General features: G+C 27.9%; 12 protein-coding genes. 6 read left to right on the top strand and 6 right to left on the bottom strand.

The features are described 5' to 3' along the window. Positions 1–39: 39 nt before the first annotated feature. The 3 genes from AWN65_RS04930 to acs form a co-directional block, all read right to left on the bottom strand. Positions 40–975 (bottom strand): PorP/SprF family type IX secretion system membrane protein, encoded by a 936-nt coding sequence (locus AWN65_RS04930; RefSeq protein WP_060382148.1) that lies wholly within the window; start codon positions 973–975, stop codon positions 40–42. Between the two features lie 22 nt (positions 976–997). After that, entirely contained in the window at positions 998–3,667 is a 2,670-nt protein-coding gene (locus AWN65_RS04925; protein WP_060382147.1) for a gliding motility-associated C-terminal domain-containing protein, read from the bottom strand. 572 nt (positions 3,668–4,239) lie between these two features. After that, complete coding sequence (acs, locus tag AWN65_RS04920; RefSeq protein WP_060382146.1) at positions 4,240–6,147, bottom strand: acetate--CoA ligase; 1,908 nt, start codon at positions 6,145–6,147, stop codon at positions 4,240–4,242. Between the two features lie 297 nt (positions 6,148–6,444). On the opposite strand from acs, the gene AWN65_RS04915 reads away from it, so the two are divergent. The 3 genes from AWN65_RS04915 (at position 6,445) to AWN65_RS15165 (ending at position 10,297) form a co-directional block, all read left to right on the top strand. Continuing rightward, on the top strand, positions 6,445–7,878 hold the full coding sequence (locus AWN65_RS04915; protein ID WP_060382145.1) for an MBOAT family O-acyltransferase: 1,434 nt from the start codon (positions 6,445–6,447) through the stop codon (positions 7,876–7,878). After that, positions 7,878–8,753: a hypothetical protein gene (locus tag AWN65_RS04910; RefSeq protein ID WP_060382144.1), complete on the top strand. Its 876-nt coding sequence runs from the start codon at positions 7,878–7,880 to the stop codon at positions 8,751–8,753. The genes AWN65_RS04915 and AWN65_RS04910 overlap by 1 nt, the downstream gene beginning before the upstream one ends. Before the next feature lie 182 nt (positions 8,754–8,935). After that, entirely contained in the window at positions 8,936–10,297 is a 1,362-nt protein-coding gene (locus tag AWN65_RS15165) for a transposase (RefSeq protein ID WP_235588321.1), read from the top strand. Positions 10,298–10,600: 303 nt separating this feature from the next. Here the strand turns inward: AWN65_RS15165 and AWN65_RS04900 are convergent, their stop codons facing one another. Together AWN65_RS04900 and AWN65_RS04895 are read right to left on the bottom strand one after the other, a co-directional pair. Continuing rightward, positions 10,601–11,431: a universal stress protein gene (locus AWN65_RS04900; protein ID WP_060382143.1), complete on the bottom strand. Its 831-nt coding sequence runs from the start codon at positions 11,429–11,431 to the stop codon at positions 10,601–10,603. Between the two features lie 408 nt (positions 11,432–11,839). After that, a complete protein-coding gene (locus tag AWN65_RS04895) occupies positions 11,840–12,685 on the bottom strand; it encodes a DUF2911 domain-containing protein (RefSeq protein WP_088420284.1) in 846 nt (281 codons plus the stop codon). A 293-nt stretch (positions 12,686–12,978) separates the two neighbouring features. Here AWN65_RS04895 and AWN65_RS04890 point away from each other — a divergent pair, with 293 nt between their 5' ends. The 3 genes from AWN65_RS04890 to AWN65_RS04880 all read left to right on the top strand — a co-directional run bounded on the left by AWN65_RS04890 (position 12,979) and on the right by AWN65_RS04880 (position 16,499). Beyond that, positions 12,979–14,214, top strand: coding sequence for an SGNH/GDSL hydrolase family protein (locus AWN65_RS04890; RefSeq protein ID WP_060382141.1), 1,236 nt, complete (start codon positions 12,979–12,981; stop codon positions 14,212–14,214). A gap of 828 nt (positions 14,215–15,042) precedes the next feature. After that, on the top strand, positions 15,043–15,750 hold the full coding sequence (locus tag AWN65_RS04885; RefSeq protein WP_060382140.1) for an AAA family ATPase: 708 nt from the start codon (positions 15,043–15,045) through the stop codon (positions 15,748–15,750). An 11-nt stretch (positions 15,751–15,761) separates the two neighbouring features. After that, the gene (locus AWN65_RS04880) at positions 15,762–16,499 is read left to right on the top strand and encodes a YggS family pyridoxal phosphate-dependent enzyme (RefSeq protein WP_060382139.1); all 738 of its coding nucleotides are present in this window, start codon (positions 15,762–15,764) and stop codon (positions 16,497–16,499) included. Positions 16,500–16,662: 163 nt separating this feature from the next. On the opposite strand, the gene AWN65_RS04875 is transcribed toward AWN65_RS04880, so the two are convergent. Next, positions 16,663–17,316, bottom strand: coding sequence for an HAD family hydrolase (locus AWN65_RS04875; protein WP_060382138.1), 654 nt, complete (start codon positions 17,314–17,316; stop codon positions 16,663–16,665). Between the last annotated feature and the right edge of the window lie 30 nt (positions 17,317–17,346).

Genomic DNA, 17,346 nt, shown 5'->3' with positions numbered 1-17,346 from the left:
TAACGGTCGCAATTAAAAGGAAGTTGATATTGTATATTGTTAGAAAAATCTTGGTGATTTATCATATCCTTTTGTCAATAAATCTAAATTAAAAATTAAGAATACTTCGTGTGTACCTGAATTAAATCTCCCTAAATTAGACAATGTATGATCGTATGAATATCCTATTTTTAAGTTACTCGTAGCATTAATGGTTATTAAACCGCTTGCTGAATCATTTAATCTATAAGAAGTTCCTAATTCTAAACGATTATTATATAAAAAATTTGCTGAAATATCTAATGATACTGGGGCGTTTTTTACAATTTTTGCCATGATAGAAGGTTTTAGTTTCCACATTTCATTTATATCGAAAACATATCCTGCTGTAGCAAATAAATGTATTTCTTCTGATCCTAATGCATTAATTCCTTGACGTTCCTCAATATGTTTAGTTGGTAATAAATTGGGAGCTGAAATTCCTATATAATACGTATCTGTAAAGTAATAAGCTCCTACTCCTACACTTGGTTTAAAAGCATTTATATTATTATTAAAAGCTTGATCTGTAGTTGTATTTCCTGATTCTAATTTGAAACCATTAAAATTTGTTGTTAAATTCGTAAATCCTGCTTTCATCCCAAAAGATAATCTTTGGCTTCCTTCCAGTTGAAGTATATATGCAAAATCAGCATAAAAATTATTTTCTTTTTTAGCACCATCTCCTATATTATCTGTAACTAATGAAAGTCCTAATTCTATTTTTTTATTTACAGGTATATGAGCAAAGGCAGTCATCGTTTTAGGAGCTCCAACAGCTCCAACCCATTGTGAACGATATAGCACACCTAAGTCTAAAACGGATTCTTTTACTGTAGCATAAGCTGGATTTACCACACTCATATTATACATATAGTGTGTATATTGAGGATCTTGTTGAGCAAAATCCGTAAGGCTAATTAATAATAAACAGCCTATATATATATACTTTTTCATTGATCTTGTTACTTTAATAATATTAACGATTCAAATATAGACGTCCTTGTTTTGCTGGAATATTATCTTTATTAAAATTGATTAAATAAAAATATACATCATTAGGGACTACTGAGTCAACCAAATTAACTGAGGCAGAGTTTTTACCATCCCAATCATTATCTTTATTTCCTCTAAATAATAAATTACCATATCTATTATAAATTTCAATAGTATAATTAGGATAAACAAATTCTATATTCGGAATATGAAAAGTATCATTTATACCATCTCCATTAGGAGAAAAACCATCAGGAATAAAAAAGTTATCAGGAACATTACAATCTGTCAATGAAACAGTCACGGTTAGGACCTCTTTTGACTTACATCCATTTATTGAATTTGTACTAAATCCGTAGTAGGTCATTCCTTCCTGTAGTAAATTAGAGGGTAGCATTAGTTTTCCTTTGACTAAAGCATCATACCATTCTATAGTTGAAGAGGCATTTGTTTTATTAGACAAATCTTTAATTGTAGGTTTATTTAATCCACAAAAATTTTCTCCATTCGGATTTAATATCGGGGCTTCAACAATATCAATCATAATATTTACAGGTACTCGCTCTGTCTCACAACCTGTTGCTAAATTAATTTTTGAAACATAGTACTTACCTGATTTTAAAGAAAAAGTACTTGATAATGAGCTAATAGCAAGATCCGAGCTATACCATAAATAATCATTTCCTTGTGGTTTTAAGTTTTGTATTGTAGCATTTTCTGTTTCACAGAAAACTTGATCTGATACAATAGGTAATTCAGGATAATTATATATACTAAAAGTATCTATAATATTATTCAACACTATATTACAGGAGTTATCTATATTGGTCAATTCAGTCAATAATATTGTTGTAATACCTATATTGGGTAATACTTTTTTGGGCAAAATAAATTTAGCTTTTCCTGAAACTATATCTAAATCTATTTCATTATTATGAGAATTGTTAGCTCCATTAAGATCATAAAATAATTTGACGTGTTTTAATGATTCTAAACCTGTAATAAATACTTCAACTTCTTTATCCTTGCATACATCATTAACTAATACTTTTAAATTAGAAACGAAAGGTAAAGGCTTTACATTAAAGATACTTCTTAAGTTAACTATACTTGAACATCCTGTTTCATTATTTGTTATTTTTGTAACTATAATCTCTGTTTTTCCAGCATTAAGCAATAAATTCTTAGGTATGTTAAAATTAGCAACTCCTCCTAATACGTTAAAAGTTAAAAATTGGTTAACTGCTACATTGGCTCCACTCAAATTGTATAGAATAGAATAACTACCATTTTCTAACAATAAGGCATTCTTTATAGTTGCATTAGCATTGTAATTTTGACAGACTTCATTTACAGTTAAAATACTATTTTGGAGATTAGGTAATGGATTAATTTTAACCATAAATGATTGATCTATAAAATTATTAGGACAAATTCCTAACGCATCAACATACACAAGATCTGTAACATTAACTGAATAATTACCTGATATATTAAATTTCATATTAGGAATCGTAAAATCAGCAACTCCTTTTTTAAATTCAATTCCTTGTTTAGTATTATAATAATTACCGTTATCGCCTGCAACATTATAAGTGACCAAATAATTCCCATCAGGTATTAAAACTGGATTTTGAGATAATATAGCGTTAAAAGAAGTTGTTTGAACTTCATCAATACATCTTTTATTTGGAGTAACGACTAATGATACATTTAAATAATCTATAAATTTCTCTATTGTTATAACAAAAACTGATGTTTTTTTATCACATATCGGATTAGTAGGATATACTTCATAAGTAAAAGAATAAGATCCTACTCCAAATTTTTTGTAGATTCTTTCAACATTTATAAAAGAATCTGATAAAGAAGTTAATTCACCCGTATTATTGTCATCATACCATCTACCTCCTGGATCTTCTCCTTCTAATCTATCAAACAAATTTATATTTTGATATACTGAAAAATCCTCGTTATCACAAATTTTAAGAGGTAAAGGTGTTCCTTTTTGTGCTGGTGGATAAACGGTTAACTGCGCTATAGCTCTACTTGCAGGACATTCATTTACTTCATTTACGGTATAAGAAAATGTATAAGTCTTAGGTTCTTTTAGATTTTCAACAGAAGTATCAAAAAAGTTAGATGAAACGCCTAAATTATTCGTTTCATTCACCCATACTCCATTAAATTGAGGGCTTATATTATTGGATCCTGTTCCGTCAAATAATAAGAATAAATTATAAACATTATCTCCACAAGCAGTTCCTTTTGGTCCTGGAACACCAGCATAATTTCCTACTGTTACCTCTACAGTACCAGTGGTATCTACACAGCCAGAAACATTTGAAACTGTGTAAGTATAAGTATACTTACCACTTCTTCTAATTTTCTGGACATTTAGGATGCCTGTTGTTGGATTTAATCCTCCAGATAATTCATCATCTAGCCAAACTCCTCCTCTAACAGGATTGCCTCCTAATAAAGAAAATAAATCAATAGTTTTATTACCTGGATTGGTAATATCACAAACCGTAATAACGCCAGAGTCATCTCCACCACATTGGGCTTTTGAAATTTGACTAAATAGTATCACGAATACGAATAGGAAAACTGTGGGAGCAATTTTCCCAAAAAGGGGTAACGTTCTCTTCATTTTATATGAAAATTTATACAAAAATACGTAATATTGATAGTATTAAGTATATTATAGATAAAAATCGACAAAACACGATTTTAATCGCTCAAAAACACTTTACATAGAAGAAAAAAGAGACAATAATACTTTAAGTCATGTCTATTTTTCTTTTATATAACTAAAAATGTTATAATCTTTCATCCGATACAAGTCTGTTATAAATCATTTTAAAAAACTTATTACTTTTTCATAACTTTTATAAAGTTTGTACCACAAACAAAATTTCCAAAAACAATCAAATAAAATATTTTTTTTTTAAAACAAGAACTATTTTAATTCACATAAAGTTACAAATAAAAAATGTTATTTTAAATTAAAAATAAATAGGAAGTATCAATAGTGTAATTATTTAGAAAAGATCAGAAATCAGCCTTATGGAAGATCATAAAAATGTAAGATTTTAGAGAATTAGTGTTTTTAAATAGTAATAAATTTTAGGTTTTAAGATTGGTTGTAAAAAAAGTTTTCAAAAAAACGGATTGCCCCAAATAGTTATTACTTTTTGGGGCAATTTAAATAATTAGGTTTATTTATATTTTTCCTTTTTTTATTTCCTCCACTATTTCTGGATTTAATAAAGTAGAAGTATCACCAAAATTTTCTAGATCACCAGAAGCTATTTTTCTTAAAATTCTACGCATAATTTTGCCTGAACGGGTTTTAGGCAAACCGCTAACAAATTGAATTTTATCTAATTTAGCAATAGGTCCTACTTGGTCAGAAATAATTTGATTAATTTCAATTTTTAAATTTTCACGATCACGATGTTCTCCTGTTTCTTTTAGAATAACAAAACCATATAAAGCATTTCCTTTTATATCATGAGGTGATCCTACTATAGCACTTTCAGCTACTGCTGGATGCTCATTAATAGAATCTTCAATAGGAGCGGTTCCTAAATTATGTCCTGAAACAATAATTACATCATCTACTCTACCTGTTATTCTATAATATCCCACTTCATCGCGTAGTGCTCCGTCTCCTGTAAAATATTTTCCAGGGAATTGAGAGAAATAAGTTTTTTTATAACGTTCATGGTCTCCCCAAATAGTTCTTGCAATACTTGGCCATGGAAATTTAATACATAAACTTCCTACAACTTGATTGCCTTCTATTTCATTACGCAACTCATCCATCAGAACGGGCTGAACTCCAGGTAATGGTAAAGTAGCATAAGTGGGTTTAGTAGGAGTTACAAAAGGTATGGGTGCAATCATAATTCCACCTGTTTCTGTTTGCCACCATGTATCTACTAATGGGCAACGTTTTCCTCCTACATGGTCATTATACCAATGCCAAGCTTCTTCATTAATAGGTTCTCCTACTGAACCTATTACTTTTAATGATTTTAAAGGAAATTTTTGTACATAGTCTAAATTTTCTTTAGCTAAAGAACGAATGGCTGTAGGAGCTGTATAAAATTGTGTTATTTTATGTTTTTCTATTATTTGCCAATAACGTGAAAAATCGGGATATGATAATATGCCTTCACTTATTACGGTTGTTCCACCATTTAAAAGTGGCCCGTATAATGAATAAGAGTGTCCTGTAATCCAGCCTATATCTGCTGTACACCAAAATATATCTCCATCATTATAATTAAAAACGTTTTTAAATGTGTAAGCTGTGTAAACCATGTATCCGGCTGTTGTATGTAACATTCCTTTTGGTTTTCCTGTAGAACCTGAAGTATATAGGATAAATAATGGATCTTCAGCATCCATTATTTCAGCCACACTGGTATCTAAAGCATTTTCTAATAAGGGTTGTAACCAGTGGTCACGTCCTATTTTCATATCTATTTTTTCTTTGGTACGCTCAACAACTAAAACGGTTTTAACACCATGACAACGTTCCAACGCCTCGTCTACAATTCCTTTTAGATTGATTTTTTTATCACCTCTATAACCACCATCAGATGTAATTACCATTTTGGCTTGACAATCATTTATTCGAGCTTCTAAAGCACCTGCTGAAAAACCTGCAAAAACCACAGAATGAATAGCCCCTATTCTTGCACAAGCTAGAACGGCTACTGCTAATTCAGGTATCATTGGTAAATAAATACAAACTCTATCTCCTTTTTCTATACCTTGTTCAAGTAAAACATTGGCCATTCTTGAAACTCTTTGATAAAGTTCATTATAGCTTATTTTTTGTGATATTTCTTCGGGATTATTAGGCTCAAAAATAATCGCTGTTTTATCTCCTTTTCTTGCTAAATGACGATCAATACAATTTTTTGTTATATTAACTTTTGCATCAATAAACCATTTAAATTCAGCTTTTTGCATATCAAAATCAAAAACTTTATCCCATTTTTGATACCAAATAAAATTTTCATCGGCTATTTTATCCCAAAATTTTTTGGGTTCTCGTACCGATTTTTTATACATTTTAAAATAGTTTTCTAAATCCTTTATGGTATAATAACTCATGATTTGCCTTTTTATAAAATGGTTTATGACTCGTTAAAATTCTAAAAAGCGAAAATACCATATTTATAATGAGTGCGCAATTTATAAATGATTAAATATTTACTAAAGGTTAAAAAAATCTATTTATACTATTTATATAGGGTATCATTTTCCTATGCTCTTCAAAAGAATTAGATAAAATAGTACCTAACAAGTATAAATTGAATTATTTTTGTACACTCGAAATCGTCTAGAAATTATATAAGTCTTTTAATTTTCTTATACTTTTTTGATTTTTAAATAAAATGTTAAGATACAATGTTTTTTAATTCTTTAGAATTTGCAATTTTTTTACCTATTATTTTTATTCTTTATTGGTTTGTTTTTAACAAATCTAAAAAAGGACAAAACACTTTACTAATAGTAGCTAGTTATTATTTTTATGCTTGTTGGGATTGGCATTTTTTATTTTTATTAATTTTTTCAACACTTTTAGATTATATTTCAGGCATAAAAATTGAAAGAAGTACTAATGAAAAAGTTGCTCAATTTTGGTTTTGGTTAAGTGTTGGAATAAATTTAGGCTTTTTAGGAATTTTCAAATACTATAATTTCTTTGCTCAATCATTTGCTGATTTATGTAATAAAATAGGATTTGAGGCGCATCCTTATCTGTTAAAACTTATACTACCTGTTGGAATTTCATTTTATACCTTTCATGGCTTGTCTTATGTTATTGACATCTATAAAAAAAGAATCAGAGCTGAATATAATTTTATTGATTATTCTCTATTTGTAAGTTATTTTCCTTTGTTAGTAGCTGGACCTATTGAAAGAGCAACTCATTTACTTCCTCAAGTAAAAGTAAAAAGAGAATTTAATTTCGAAAAAGCGAAAGAAGGAACCTATCAAATGATATGGGGATTAGTAAAAAAAGTTGTCATTGCTGATTCTTGTGCATTGTATGCAAATGCTATTTTTGACCATTCGAGCGCAATGAATTCTTATTCTTTATTATTAGGGGCTATTTATTTTGCTTTTCAAATATATGGTGATTTTAGCGGTTATTCGGATATTGCTTTAGGAACATCTAAATTATTTGGAATTGATTTATTAAAAAACTTTGATTATCCTTATTTTTCTAGGGACATTGCTGAATTTTGGCGTCGTTGGCACATTTCTTTATCATCTTGGTTTCGAGATTATCTATATATCCCTTTAGGTGGTAGTCAAGGAGGAAAATGGATGCAAGTTAGAAATACGTTTATTATCTTTTTAGTGAGTGGATTTTGGCATGGAGCCAATTGGACTTTTATTGTCTGGGGACTTATAAATGCAATTTATTTTTTACCTCTACTATTATTTAATAAAAATAGAGATAATATTGGATATATATATATCAAATGGAATCTTTCGGGAATTAAAACCTTGATCAATATTATAAATACCTTTCTTCTTTCTTCTTTAGCATGGATATTTTTTAGAGCTAAATCTATAACAGATGCCTATAATTATATTTATAAATTATTTACTAATAACGATTTTTCTGCACAGTATTTAGATAATGAACGTTATTCTTATGAATTAATTCCATTAATATTATCTTTTATTTTATTTGAATGGTTTAATAGAAATAAAATAGAGCCTATTTCTGGTAAATTTGTTTATATTAAATTATTTATCTTAATTTTAGCTTTAATTGCATTAGGTGTTTATTCTGATTATAAAGAGTTTATATATTTTCAATTCTAATGAAAAAATTTTTCAAACATGCTTTAACGATACTATTTATTATCCTAATAAGTAGTATTTTCCTTGATATACTTTATACTTTTATTATTTCTTCTTCAAGTAAGAGAAATAAAGTTGAATATGTATTACATACAAAAAATAAGGTCTATGATGTAGTTATTATGGGAACATCTAGAGCTAATAATCATTTTGTTCCTTCTATTTTTGAAGAAAAAGGATACAAAACCTTTAATTTTGGTATGAGTGGATCACATCTTTTTGAAACCAATCTTATGTTAAAAATAATGCTCCAACAAAAATTTAAAATCAAAAATTTATTATTGGAAGCAGATTTAAGTATTTGTAATGAAAAAAGAGATGAAGGAACTACTTCTCGCTTTATGCCCTATTTACACTCTAATCCAATAATAAAAGATCATTTTAGATCAGAGGTTGATTTTTTACAACTTTACTATATTCCTTTTTATAGATACCTAAAATTTGATAATAAAATTGGTTTTAGAGAAGTAAATAAATCTTTTTTAAAAGAGAGGACAAATTTATTAGATAATAAAGGGTATTATCCTTTAAGGGGTACAAATTGGAAAAGAATGAATAACAATATTTCAGGATTAAAACCTATGCGTAACCGTTATTTAGATGATATTAAACGAATTTGCAAGGAACACAATATTCAATTATTTTTGGTAATGACACCTATGTGTAAATCTACTAAAGGGATGAGCTATTTTGAAAAAATAAACAAAATTTATCCTGAAATTCACAATTTTGAAAACGCAATAACTGATGATCATTATTTTTCATCTTGTGGTCATTTAAATAATCAAGGGGCTACCGAATTTACTAAATATATATTAAATCATTTGAAATTTTAGTTATACTATCATACTAAAATGGCTGTCTTAAAAGTTACAATTTCTTTTTTACATCTAATTTTTGTCGGCACATTCATAATTACCCAAACACTTGCATATCAACAAAATAAGTGTTATTTTAGAAGAAACAAACCCCGAAATTGCTCAAAAAGAGTCAAAAACGGGGTTTTTCTTTAAATGCTATGCCAAAAATAATACGTTTAAGCGAATTTCAATACCAAATTCCATTTTTTACTATCAATAAAGATTTTGATGGTTTTTACGCCCAATTTTTAAAAACAGATTTGGGTAAAATTTATCTTTCGATGCCTTTTTCAGAGCTTGCTCAAGCCTTCAAACTGAAAGATTCTCAAAAAGGGACTCATTGTTATTTTAGTCCTAAAGGCAAAATTGCTCTGATGATGCTTAAAAACTACTACGGTTGTTCGGATAAAAAGTTGATTGAACTTCTCAATGGAAATATCTTTATGCAATTTTTTTGTGATATTCTGATTCCGATTGATAAACCTTTGAAAAACTTTAAAATCGTGAGTCAAATCAGAATGGAGCTATCCAAGACTTTAACCATTGGCAAAGCTCAAGAAGTACTAGCTAAGAACTGGATTCCTTATATGGGAGATTTAGATAAAATGCTTACGGATGCTACTTGTTACGAGAGTGAAGTGCGCTTTCCTACGAACCAGAAATTGCTTTGGGAGTGTGTACAGTGGAATTATAAGCAAATGGAAGCTTTGTGTCATTTGTTTAAAATAAAACTACCAAGAACTAAATGTTTAGATTGGTGTAAGCGATACAATCAATATTCAAAAAAGAGAAAAAAACAATCAAAACATCGCACAAAAGTTACCCGAGGTTTACTTAAATTATTATACAAACTCAATGGCGAACTTAGCCGTATTGAAGCACAAAATCCGTTTGAAGCCACTACAAAATATAGCAAACAGCGCCTGATTATCAAACAAGTATACAAACAACAAATTCAGATATTTAAAACTGGTAAAAGTGTTCCAGACAGGATTGTAAGTATTAGCAAAAGTTATATCCGCCCAATTGTTCGCGGGAAAGAAGTAAAGCAAGTTGAATTTGGAGCCAAAGTAAACAAAATTCAAATCGATGGCATTAACTTCATCGAACACATTCAATATCGAGCTTTCAACGAAGGAACTCGTCTGCAAAGCAGTGTTTTTTGCGCTCAGAATTTAACTAAAACAAAAGTAAAAATACTTGGAGCCGATGCCATTTATGCTACCAATAAAAATCGAACCTTCACGTCTACCAATACTATCCAAACCGATTTTGTACGTAAAGGAAAAGCTGGAAAAAATGAAGAACAACGCAAAATTTTAGCGCAACACATCAAGAAAGAACGAGCTACTCGACTAGAAGGAAGTTTTGGCAAGGAGAAGGAACATTACCATCTCAAGAAAATCAAAGCCAAAACCCAAAAAAGTGAGATCCTTTGGATTTTCTTTGGCATTCACACAGCCAATGCATTAGAAATAGGGAGACGGATTTATCTACAACAGCAAACTTTAGTAGCATAAAAAAAATGTAAGACCAGCATCATAGGGGAACGTGCGTCGTGTTGCGACCCAAAAACCTATTTTTAAACATTTGAATCCTTTAAAAAACAAAAATGACCCAAATTTGTAAATCAAAATGGGTCATTGTTTTATTTTTTTACAAAAGTGAGGTTACTTCTGAATGTGCCTTTGTCTAGTCTTTGTAAGATATGGACACCTAAAGAATTACATAACATTGTTACTTATTATTTATGTAATTGACAAACTAGAAATTAAAGATTACTTTATTTAAGACAGCCTTTTATAATGTATGTTCAATAATTACTAAGCATGAAAAACAAGTACTGGAACTTGTACTCTATGAGTCATTTTTTGAGTCAATCGCTTAGTGAAAAGCTCTGTAAAAAAATCTCTTTTATAAGTAACCATTCCTAATAAATCTATTTGATAATGATTAATAAAATATTCTATAGCATCTACTACGTTTTCTGATTTATTAAGAATAAAACTAACGTTATCATTTTCAAACTCTTTTCTCCAAGAATCTATGGTCTCCTCTGACACTTCATTTTCTGAAGTTATAACATGCAAACATTTAACGAACCATCCTAATTTATTAGCTAAATTTATTGTTTGAATAAATGGTTCTCTATCTTTTTCTTTAAATCTTGTAGTAAACCCTATAGTTTCTAATTCTTTTGTGTTGCATCCGTCGGGTAATACTAATGTGGGTACACTTGCTGTTAAAATTACGGAATCAGTATTAGTTCCCATTACTTTAGAAAACCAATCATCATCTCCAGAAGTTGCCATTATAATAAAATCTACTTTTTCTTCTTTTACACATTGATTTATGCTAACACTCAATTCTCCTAGAACAATTTTATGACTTATTTCTACATCTTCCAATCCTTTTGAATAAGCTAACTTATTTAATTTTTCATTATTTTCTTTAAAAAGATCAAATTCATCTAGATCTACACTCGTATAAAGCATATTGGCACTTAAAATACCTGACTGTACATCTACTATAGGTAGGTTATAACTATGCAGCAAAAGTACTTTTGCTTGATTTTTTTTTGCTAATTCTAGAGCAAAAAGGCTTGCATTATTAGCTGCATCTGAAAAATCAGTAGGGACTAAAATGGTTTTCATATATATAAGTTTTAGTTAAGATAGTTTACTTATTAAAAGATTTAGTTCTTTAGCTTATTTTATGCTCTAATTTACTCTTAAATATTCATATAAAAAATGATAATTATCACTAAATATAAAAGAGGGTATTCTTAAAGTAAAAAATAACTTTTAACTTATCCTTCTTATATTAGAAAACACCTCAAAATCAATATACTAATTTTTTCCTATTGAATATTTTCTCTTTTGATCCGCTAAAACAAAGCAAAATAATAGAATCGTTAGTTTTTAAATATATTTTCTTTTCTTATAATATAAAATTGTTTAAAATTGATTATTTAAAGATAGAACTCTAGAAAAGCAAAACGGATAAAAAACAGCTTATAATAAGCAATCTATACTATAGATAATAAAGATAATTTTATTAGCTTATCTTTTAGTCCATTCTTTAATGCTCTCTTCATTCATCTTTATGTAATCTAAATTATTTGCTAATTTAGCTCCTTCTAATGAATTTTTTGCTGTCTCAACAGCTCCTTTATAATCTCCTAATTTGGCTTGAATTTGTGATTTAAGCCTCATATACCAAAAAGGTTTTTTTTCATTCATTTCATACGCTTTATTAATATATAGTAAAGCTTTATTAAAATCCGTGTTTGTATTATAATAATACTGAGAAGCTGCAAAATAATCTCCTGAGGTAGGTCCGTTTAATGTTTTTTCTATAGAAGCAATAGCTATTTTATTTGTAGGCACTTCAAAATGCAAGGATACAGAAGTTTTTTCCCACAAAAATTCAAGATTGGCACCACTAAAATCTATATTAGAAATTCCTATTGTAAATGTTTCTACTGATTTATGTAATATTTCGGTTTTAGAAGATGCCTTGAGAGCTATTTTTGTTTCGTCCCACTTTTCGGGAGTTCCCCAATTCTGGGTATCATTATAAAAATAAATCTCCCATTCTTCTGCTTTAGGCATTACATATAAAGCATATTTCCCTTTTTTTAAGGTACCGCCATTAATTATTACATCATCAGAAAAATTAATTGTAGTATTAGCATTTGCACCTGCACGCCATATTTTTCCGAAGGGGACCAAATCTCCATAAATAATTCTTCCTTTTACACTAGGACGAGAATATTCTATTTCTACTTCTGTTAAACCAACAGTTTGTGTAAAAAGAGCTTTAGGGCTTGCTTGTGGAACTTTTATTTGAGCTTGTGCAAACAAAGAACCTAGAAAAATAGTGGCTTTTATTATAAATCGCATCAGTAAAATCGTTTTCCCAAATATAAGCTTCTAATATTTAATAAAATGTTAATAAAAATATAAAGATTAGGCTCTTCATTACAATATAATAGTTCTATTAAATAAAAATGTATTCTGTTCTTTTTACACATATCTTATTTTCACAATGATTTTAGTACTTTTACATAATTAATCATCACTAAATTTATCTATTCAAGTTTTATTTAGATAATCGTAAATAAGATACAGATCGTATTCGCAATTCTGTTTTTCCTTATAAAAACATTAATTTACTACTAACGGAAATATAATAATAAATGAGAAAAATTATAATTTTAACCTTCTTTTTATATTCTTATCTTAATTTCTTTGCACAAGAAAAAATATTATTTATAGGAAATAGTATGACCTACTATAATAATATGCCCACATTATTTCAAAATCTTGCAAACACAAAAGGAAAGAATGTTGAGGTACAACAATATGCACAAGGAGGAACTGGATTTATAAATCATGTAAATGATCATAATATTTATCGCTTATTTTCTTCACAGAAATGGGATGCAATCATTCTTCAACCTGGTACAGGAGAGTCTGTAGGTTTTTCTTCCTCTACAAAAACAACAATAAATAGAGGAAGAAGACTAATGGATTCTATACAAAAATATAGTCCTTGTTCTAAAATAATATTGTATGAAATATCAAATGGTATTGGTAGTAATAACAATGGCGGAGGTAATTACGAAAATTATTTTGCAAGTCAAACAAAAATAAAAGATTCAATAACTGCAATTGCGCATGGTATGAAAGTTCCTTTCGCTTCAGCAGGTGAATGTTTCAAAGAACATTATATTTCTAGCAAGGATCTTTTATTACATTCTACTTATAATGACGTTCACCCCGGATTAAAAGGCTCATATCTTGTAGCTTGTTCTATATTTAATACATTATATCAAGAAAATATAGCACCTTGTAATTTTTATGGAGGTATTGATGAGATTACGGCTATCTACCTACAAAAAATATCCGATAGTGTTGTACTTAAAAATAAACCTAATTGGCTTATAAATACTTATAATTTACACCCTGATTTCTCTTTTTTAGTTAATGGAACAAATATTCAATTACAAAATCAATCTAATAATTATGATTCTATATCATGGAATATTAATAATGAATATAGAACAAATGAATTATCCCCTATTTATAATTTTCAATCAACAGGTGATAAATCTATTACTTTAACAACTCGCAAAAATAATTGTTCAGAATCTATTACTAAAACTATTCCGATTATTTCTTTAAACCTAGATCAAACTAAACCAATAAATTATGACTATTATCCTAACCCAATAAGAGATTTTATACATATAGAAACTAAAAAAAATGCTCAAACTAAATTTAGTATCATTGATTTAAGTGGAAAAATTATTATTTCAGAAGAAAATTTAGTAAAAAATCATATAGATACTAGTTTCCTAAATAGTGGAATCTATATCCTGATACTTAATCAGGAAAATACAATTAGTAAAATAAAACTAATAAAAAACTAATAAAAAACTAAAATGAATCATCAAAATTTGAATTGGATAACTTTTTTAAGAGTCTTGGCTACATTTAGTCTTATTTTTTTACATAGTTCATCTGAAATACTCTACCAATAGATTTCGGTAACTTTGATTTTTTTCTAAAAGCTATAAAAACACAAAAGAATATTTAGAAAAAGAGTTTTAAGAATAGTAATCCCTTTTCTTTTTGAAGTATTCAATATTAAGAACTTATTTTGCATCAAAATATAAAGTTTTTTTATGGAGGTTTTTGATTCATTCTTAATTCCTAACGTACTAATGATTTCTATTGGAATATTTTTATTATTTTAAAGATTTTGTACAAAATGATTCAAAAATAATTTCTTTTTTTAGTAAATATAGTTACGGTGTACATTTAATACATATTTTAAATAATTATACCATTTAAACTTTGAAATTTCCACATAATACTATTTTTTAAACCTTGAGGCTGTCCAAAAAATCCGTAATCTTGTCATCTCGACCAAAGAGAGAAATTACATAATATTGATTATGAGACTCCTCCTTATCGGAGTGACAAACTGCATGTTAATTTATTACTTTTTGGATAGTCTTTTCCTTTTTTCCATTTATCCTAAAGTTTGACGGCTAACTTAAGTTGACATTAATAAAAGGATAAACTTAATATAAAATCATTGCCTTAGCATACAGATAATTAATTACACAATTTAAGTCCTTCTTTAAATTCAAAAAAAAAATAAATTTTACTTGCTTAAGTTAGTTATCCTAACTAAATTTGAATCATTAATTCTGTTTCTAAAATATAAATAGAAAATTCATAATAAAAGTAGAATGAATGTACAAAATCTTATTATAGAAGACAAAGAACAAATATTCTTAAAGGATGTTTTTTTAGAAAAAAACAATAAAAAAAATATCCTCCAACTGATAAAAGAACATACCTATTTTGATGAATTAAATAAATATCAGTTACCTATAAATAATAAAATTTTACTTCATGGTAGTTCAGGTTGTGGTAAAACAATGACTGCAAAAGCTATTGCAAAAGAATTAGGTAAAAATATTTTAATACTTAATTTAAGTAATATAGTTTGTTCACGAATAGGTGAAACGTCACAAAATATTAAACAAATTTTTGACAAAGCAGCTAGAGATAATGCTGTTCTATTTTTAGATGAATTTGACCAAATAGGAAAAGCAAGAGGTAATGATGATAAAGACGTAGGAGAAATGAGAAGATTAGTAAATACAATTATCCAACTTATAGATTATTTTCCTAATAAATCTTTATTGATATGCGCTACAAATCATGTAGAAATTATTGATATAGCCTTGTTAAGACGGTTTCAATTACAAGTAAATTTTGCAATCCCAGAAAAAGAAATTTTAGAACAATATTACAACAACCTCTTACTCCGATTTCCTAAAGATTTACAAAATATAGAACGTAAATATAATATCTCTTTTGCTGAAGCTAAAGACTACGCATATACCATTATAAAATCAATATTAATTAAAAACCTAGAAGAAAAAAAATAAAAAATCATCCAATGACTGAAGAAATTTTAAAAAACATTAACATTATAAAAGAACGTATAAATAATGCTTGCAAACAAAACAACCGAAATCCTGATGAAATAAAATTACTTTTAGCAACGAAAACCGTTTCAGCTGAGCGTATAAAAATTGCATTAAGTACAGGTAGTAAATTAATAGCTGAAAATAAAGTACAAGAACTAAAGGAAAAATATGAATCGTTAAAAGAAATCTCTCATGTAAATCATTTTATTGGACATTTACAAACCAATAAAATAAAAGAAATTTTAAAATATGATGTTTCATGTATACAATCTCTTGATCGTTTAGATCTAGCTGAAAAATTACATCAAAGATTACAACTTGAAAATAAAACCATAGATGTTTTAATACAAATAAACACATCAAGAGAAGAAAGTAAATTTGGTATAAATCCTAATAATGCTCGCAATTTTATAGAAAAAGTAGCTCAATTTAATACTCTAAAAATAAAAGGACTTATGACTATAGGTCTATTTAGTGCCGAAACTGATAAAGTTAGAGATTGTTTTCGCTTACTTAAAAACATTCAAGAAGAAATAATAGCACTAGATATCCCCAATGTAGAAATGAAAGAACTTTCAATGGGTATGAGTGGAGATTTAGAAACAGCCATAGCAGAGGGAGCAACTATCATAAGAATAGGCACTGCAATATTTGGACAAAGAGCTTATCCTGATAGTTATTATTGGAATGAAAATAAAACTAACTAATTTATTATCAAATAAAAAATAGTACTGAAATAAATAAAATTCAAAATACAATAAAGATTAATAATTTATTTTAGAAACTATTTCTATATCCATAAATTATACTCACAACAAATAACAACTCCCCTTCCTTAAAAAATTTATTCAAACACAAAACGTGTTCTCATTAATTCATAATATCCTTTAAAAAATCAAATTCATCAAAATGATGAATTACCTCATTAGCTAAGGATAAATCTTGAAGTTTTGAATTAACACTATTATAGCCTATACAATAAATTCCAGCTGAATGGGCTGCCTTTACACCATTAGTACTATCCTCAATTACAATACAATTTTCTTTAGAAGCTTCCGAAAGTGAGGCTGCATGTAAAAATATAGCAGGATCTGGTTTTGACTTAGGAAAATCTTCACCACTTATTTTATGAGTAAAATATTGATTTAAATCAAAACGATTAAATACACGATTTATAGTACTTGCAGAAGAAGAAGAAGCTAGAATAAGCTGAATACCCTGAGCGTGTAATTTTTTAATTAAATCTAAAACCCCCTCAATTAATTCTAAATCAGGTTTTATATCAAATGCCTCATTAAAAAATTCTCTTTTTCTTAACACAAGAGTTTCTACTTCATAATCTAGATTAAAAGTTTCTTTTAATTTTTGAAAAACATTGCGTGTAGAATTCCCTGTAAATGACGCATACATACTATCTGAAACCGTTATTGACAATTCTTTAAAACATTGATAATAAGCATATTTATGAACTGGTTCAGTATCTACAATCACACCATCCATATCAAAAATAACTGTTTTAATCATAAAATTTAATTTTTAACCAAATATACAAAG

The organism is Flavobacterium covae, from assembly GCF_001534645.1.
Taxonomy (GTDB): Bacteria; Bacteroidota; Bacteroidia; order Flavobacteriales; family Flavobacteriaceae; genus Flavobacterium; species Flavobacterium covae.
This window is presented reverse-complemented; position numbering and strand designations above follow the sequence as displayed.

Coding starts and splice junctions, on each gene's coding strand:
- AWN65_RS04925 (WP_060382147.1), bottom strand. CDS start 3,667: ATGAAGAGAACGTTACCCCTTTTTGGGAAAATTGCTCCCACAGTTTTC.
- AWN65_RS04890 (WP_060382141.1), top strand. CDS start 12,979: ATGAGAAAAATTATAATTTTAACCTTCTTTTTATATTCTTATCTTAAT.
- acs (WP_060382146.1), bottom strand. CDS start 6,147: ATGAGTTATTATACCATAAAGGATTTAGAAAACTATTTTAAAATGTAT.
- AWN65_RS15165 (WP_235588321.1), top strand. CDS start 8,936: ATGCCAAAAATAATACGTTTAAGCGAATTTCAATACCAAATTCCATTT.
- AWN65_RS04910 (WP_060382144.1), top strand. CDS start 7,878: ATGAAAAAATTTTTCAAACATGCTTTAACGATACTATTTATTATCCTA.
- AWN65_RS04880 (WP_060382139.1), top strand. CDS start 15,762: ATGACTGAAGAAATTTTAAAAAACATTAACATTATAAAAGAACGTATA.
- AWN65_RS04930 (WP_060382148.1), bottom strand. CDS start 975: ATGAAAAAGTATATATATATAGGCTGTTTATTATTAATTAGCCTTACG.
- AWN65_RS04915 (WP_060382145.1), top strand. CDS start 6,445: ATGTTTTTTAATTCTTTAGAATTTGCAATTTTTTTACCTATTATTTTT.
- AWN65_RS04885 (WP_060382140.1), top strand. CDS start 15,043: ATGAATGTACAAAATCTTATTATAGAAGACAAAGAACAAATATTCTTA.
- AWN65_RS04875 (WP_060382138.1), bottom strand. CDS start 17,316: ATGATTAAAACAGTTATTTTTGATATGGATGGTGTGATTGTAGATACT.
- AWN65_RS04900 (WP_060382143.1), bottom strand. CDS start 11,431: ATGAAAACCATTTTAGTCCCTACTGATTTTTCAGATGCAGCTAATAAT.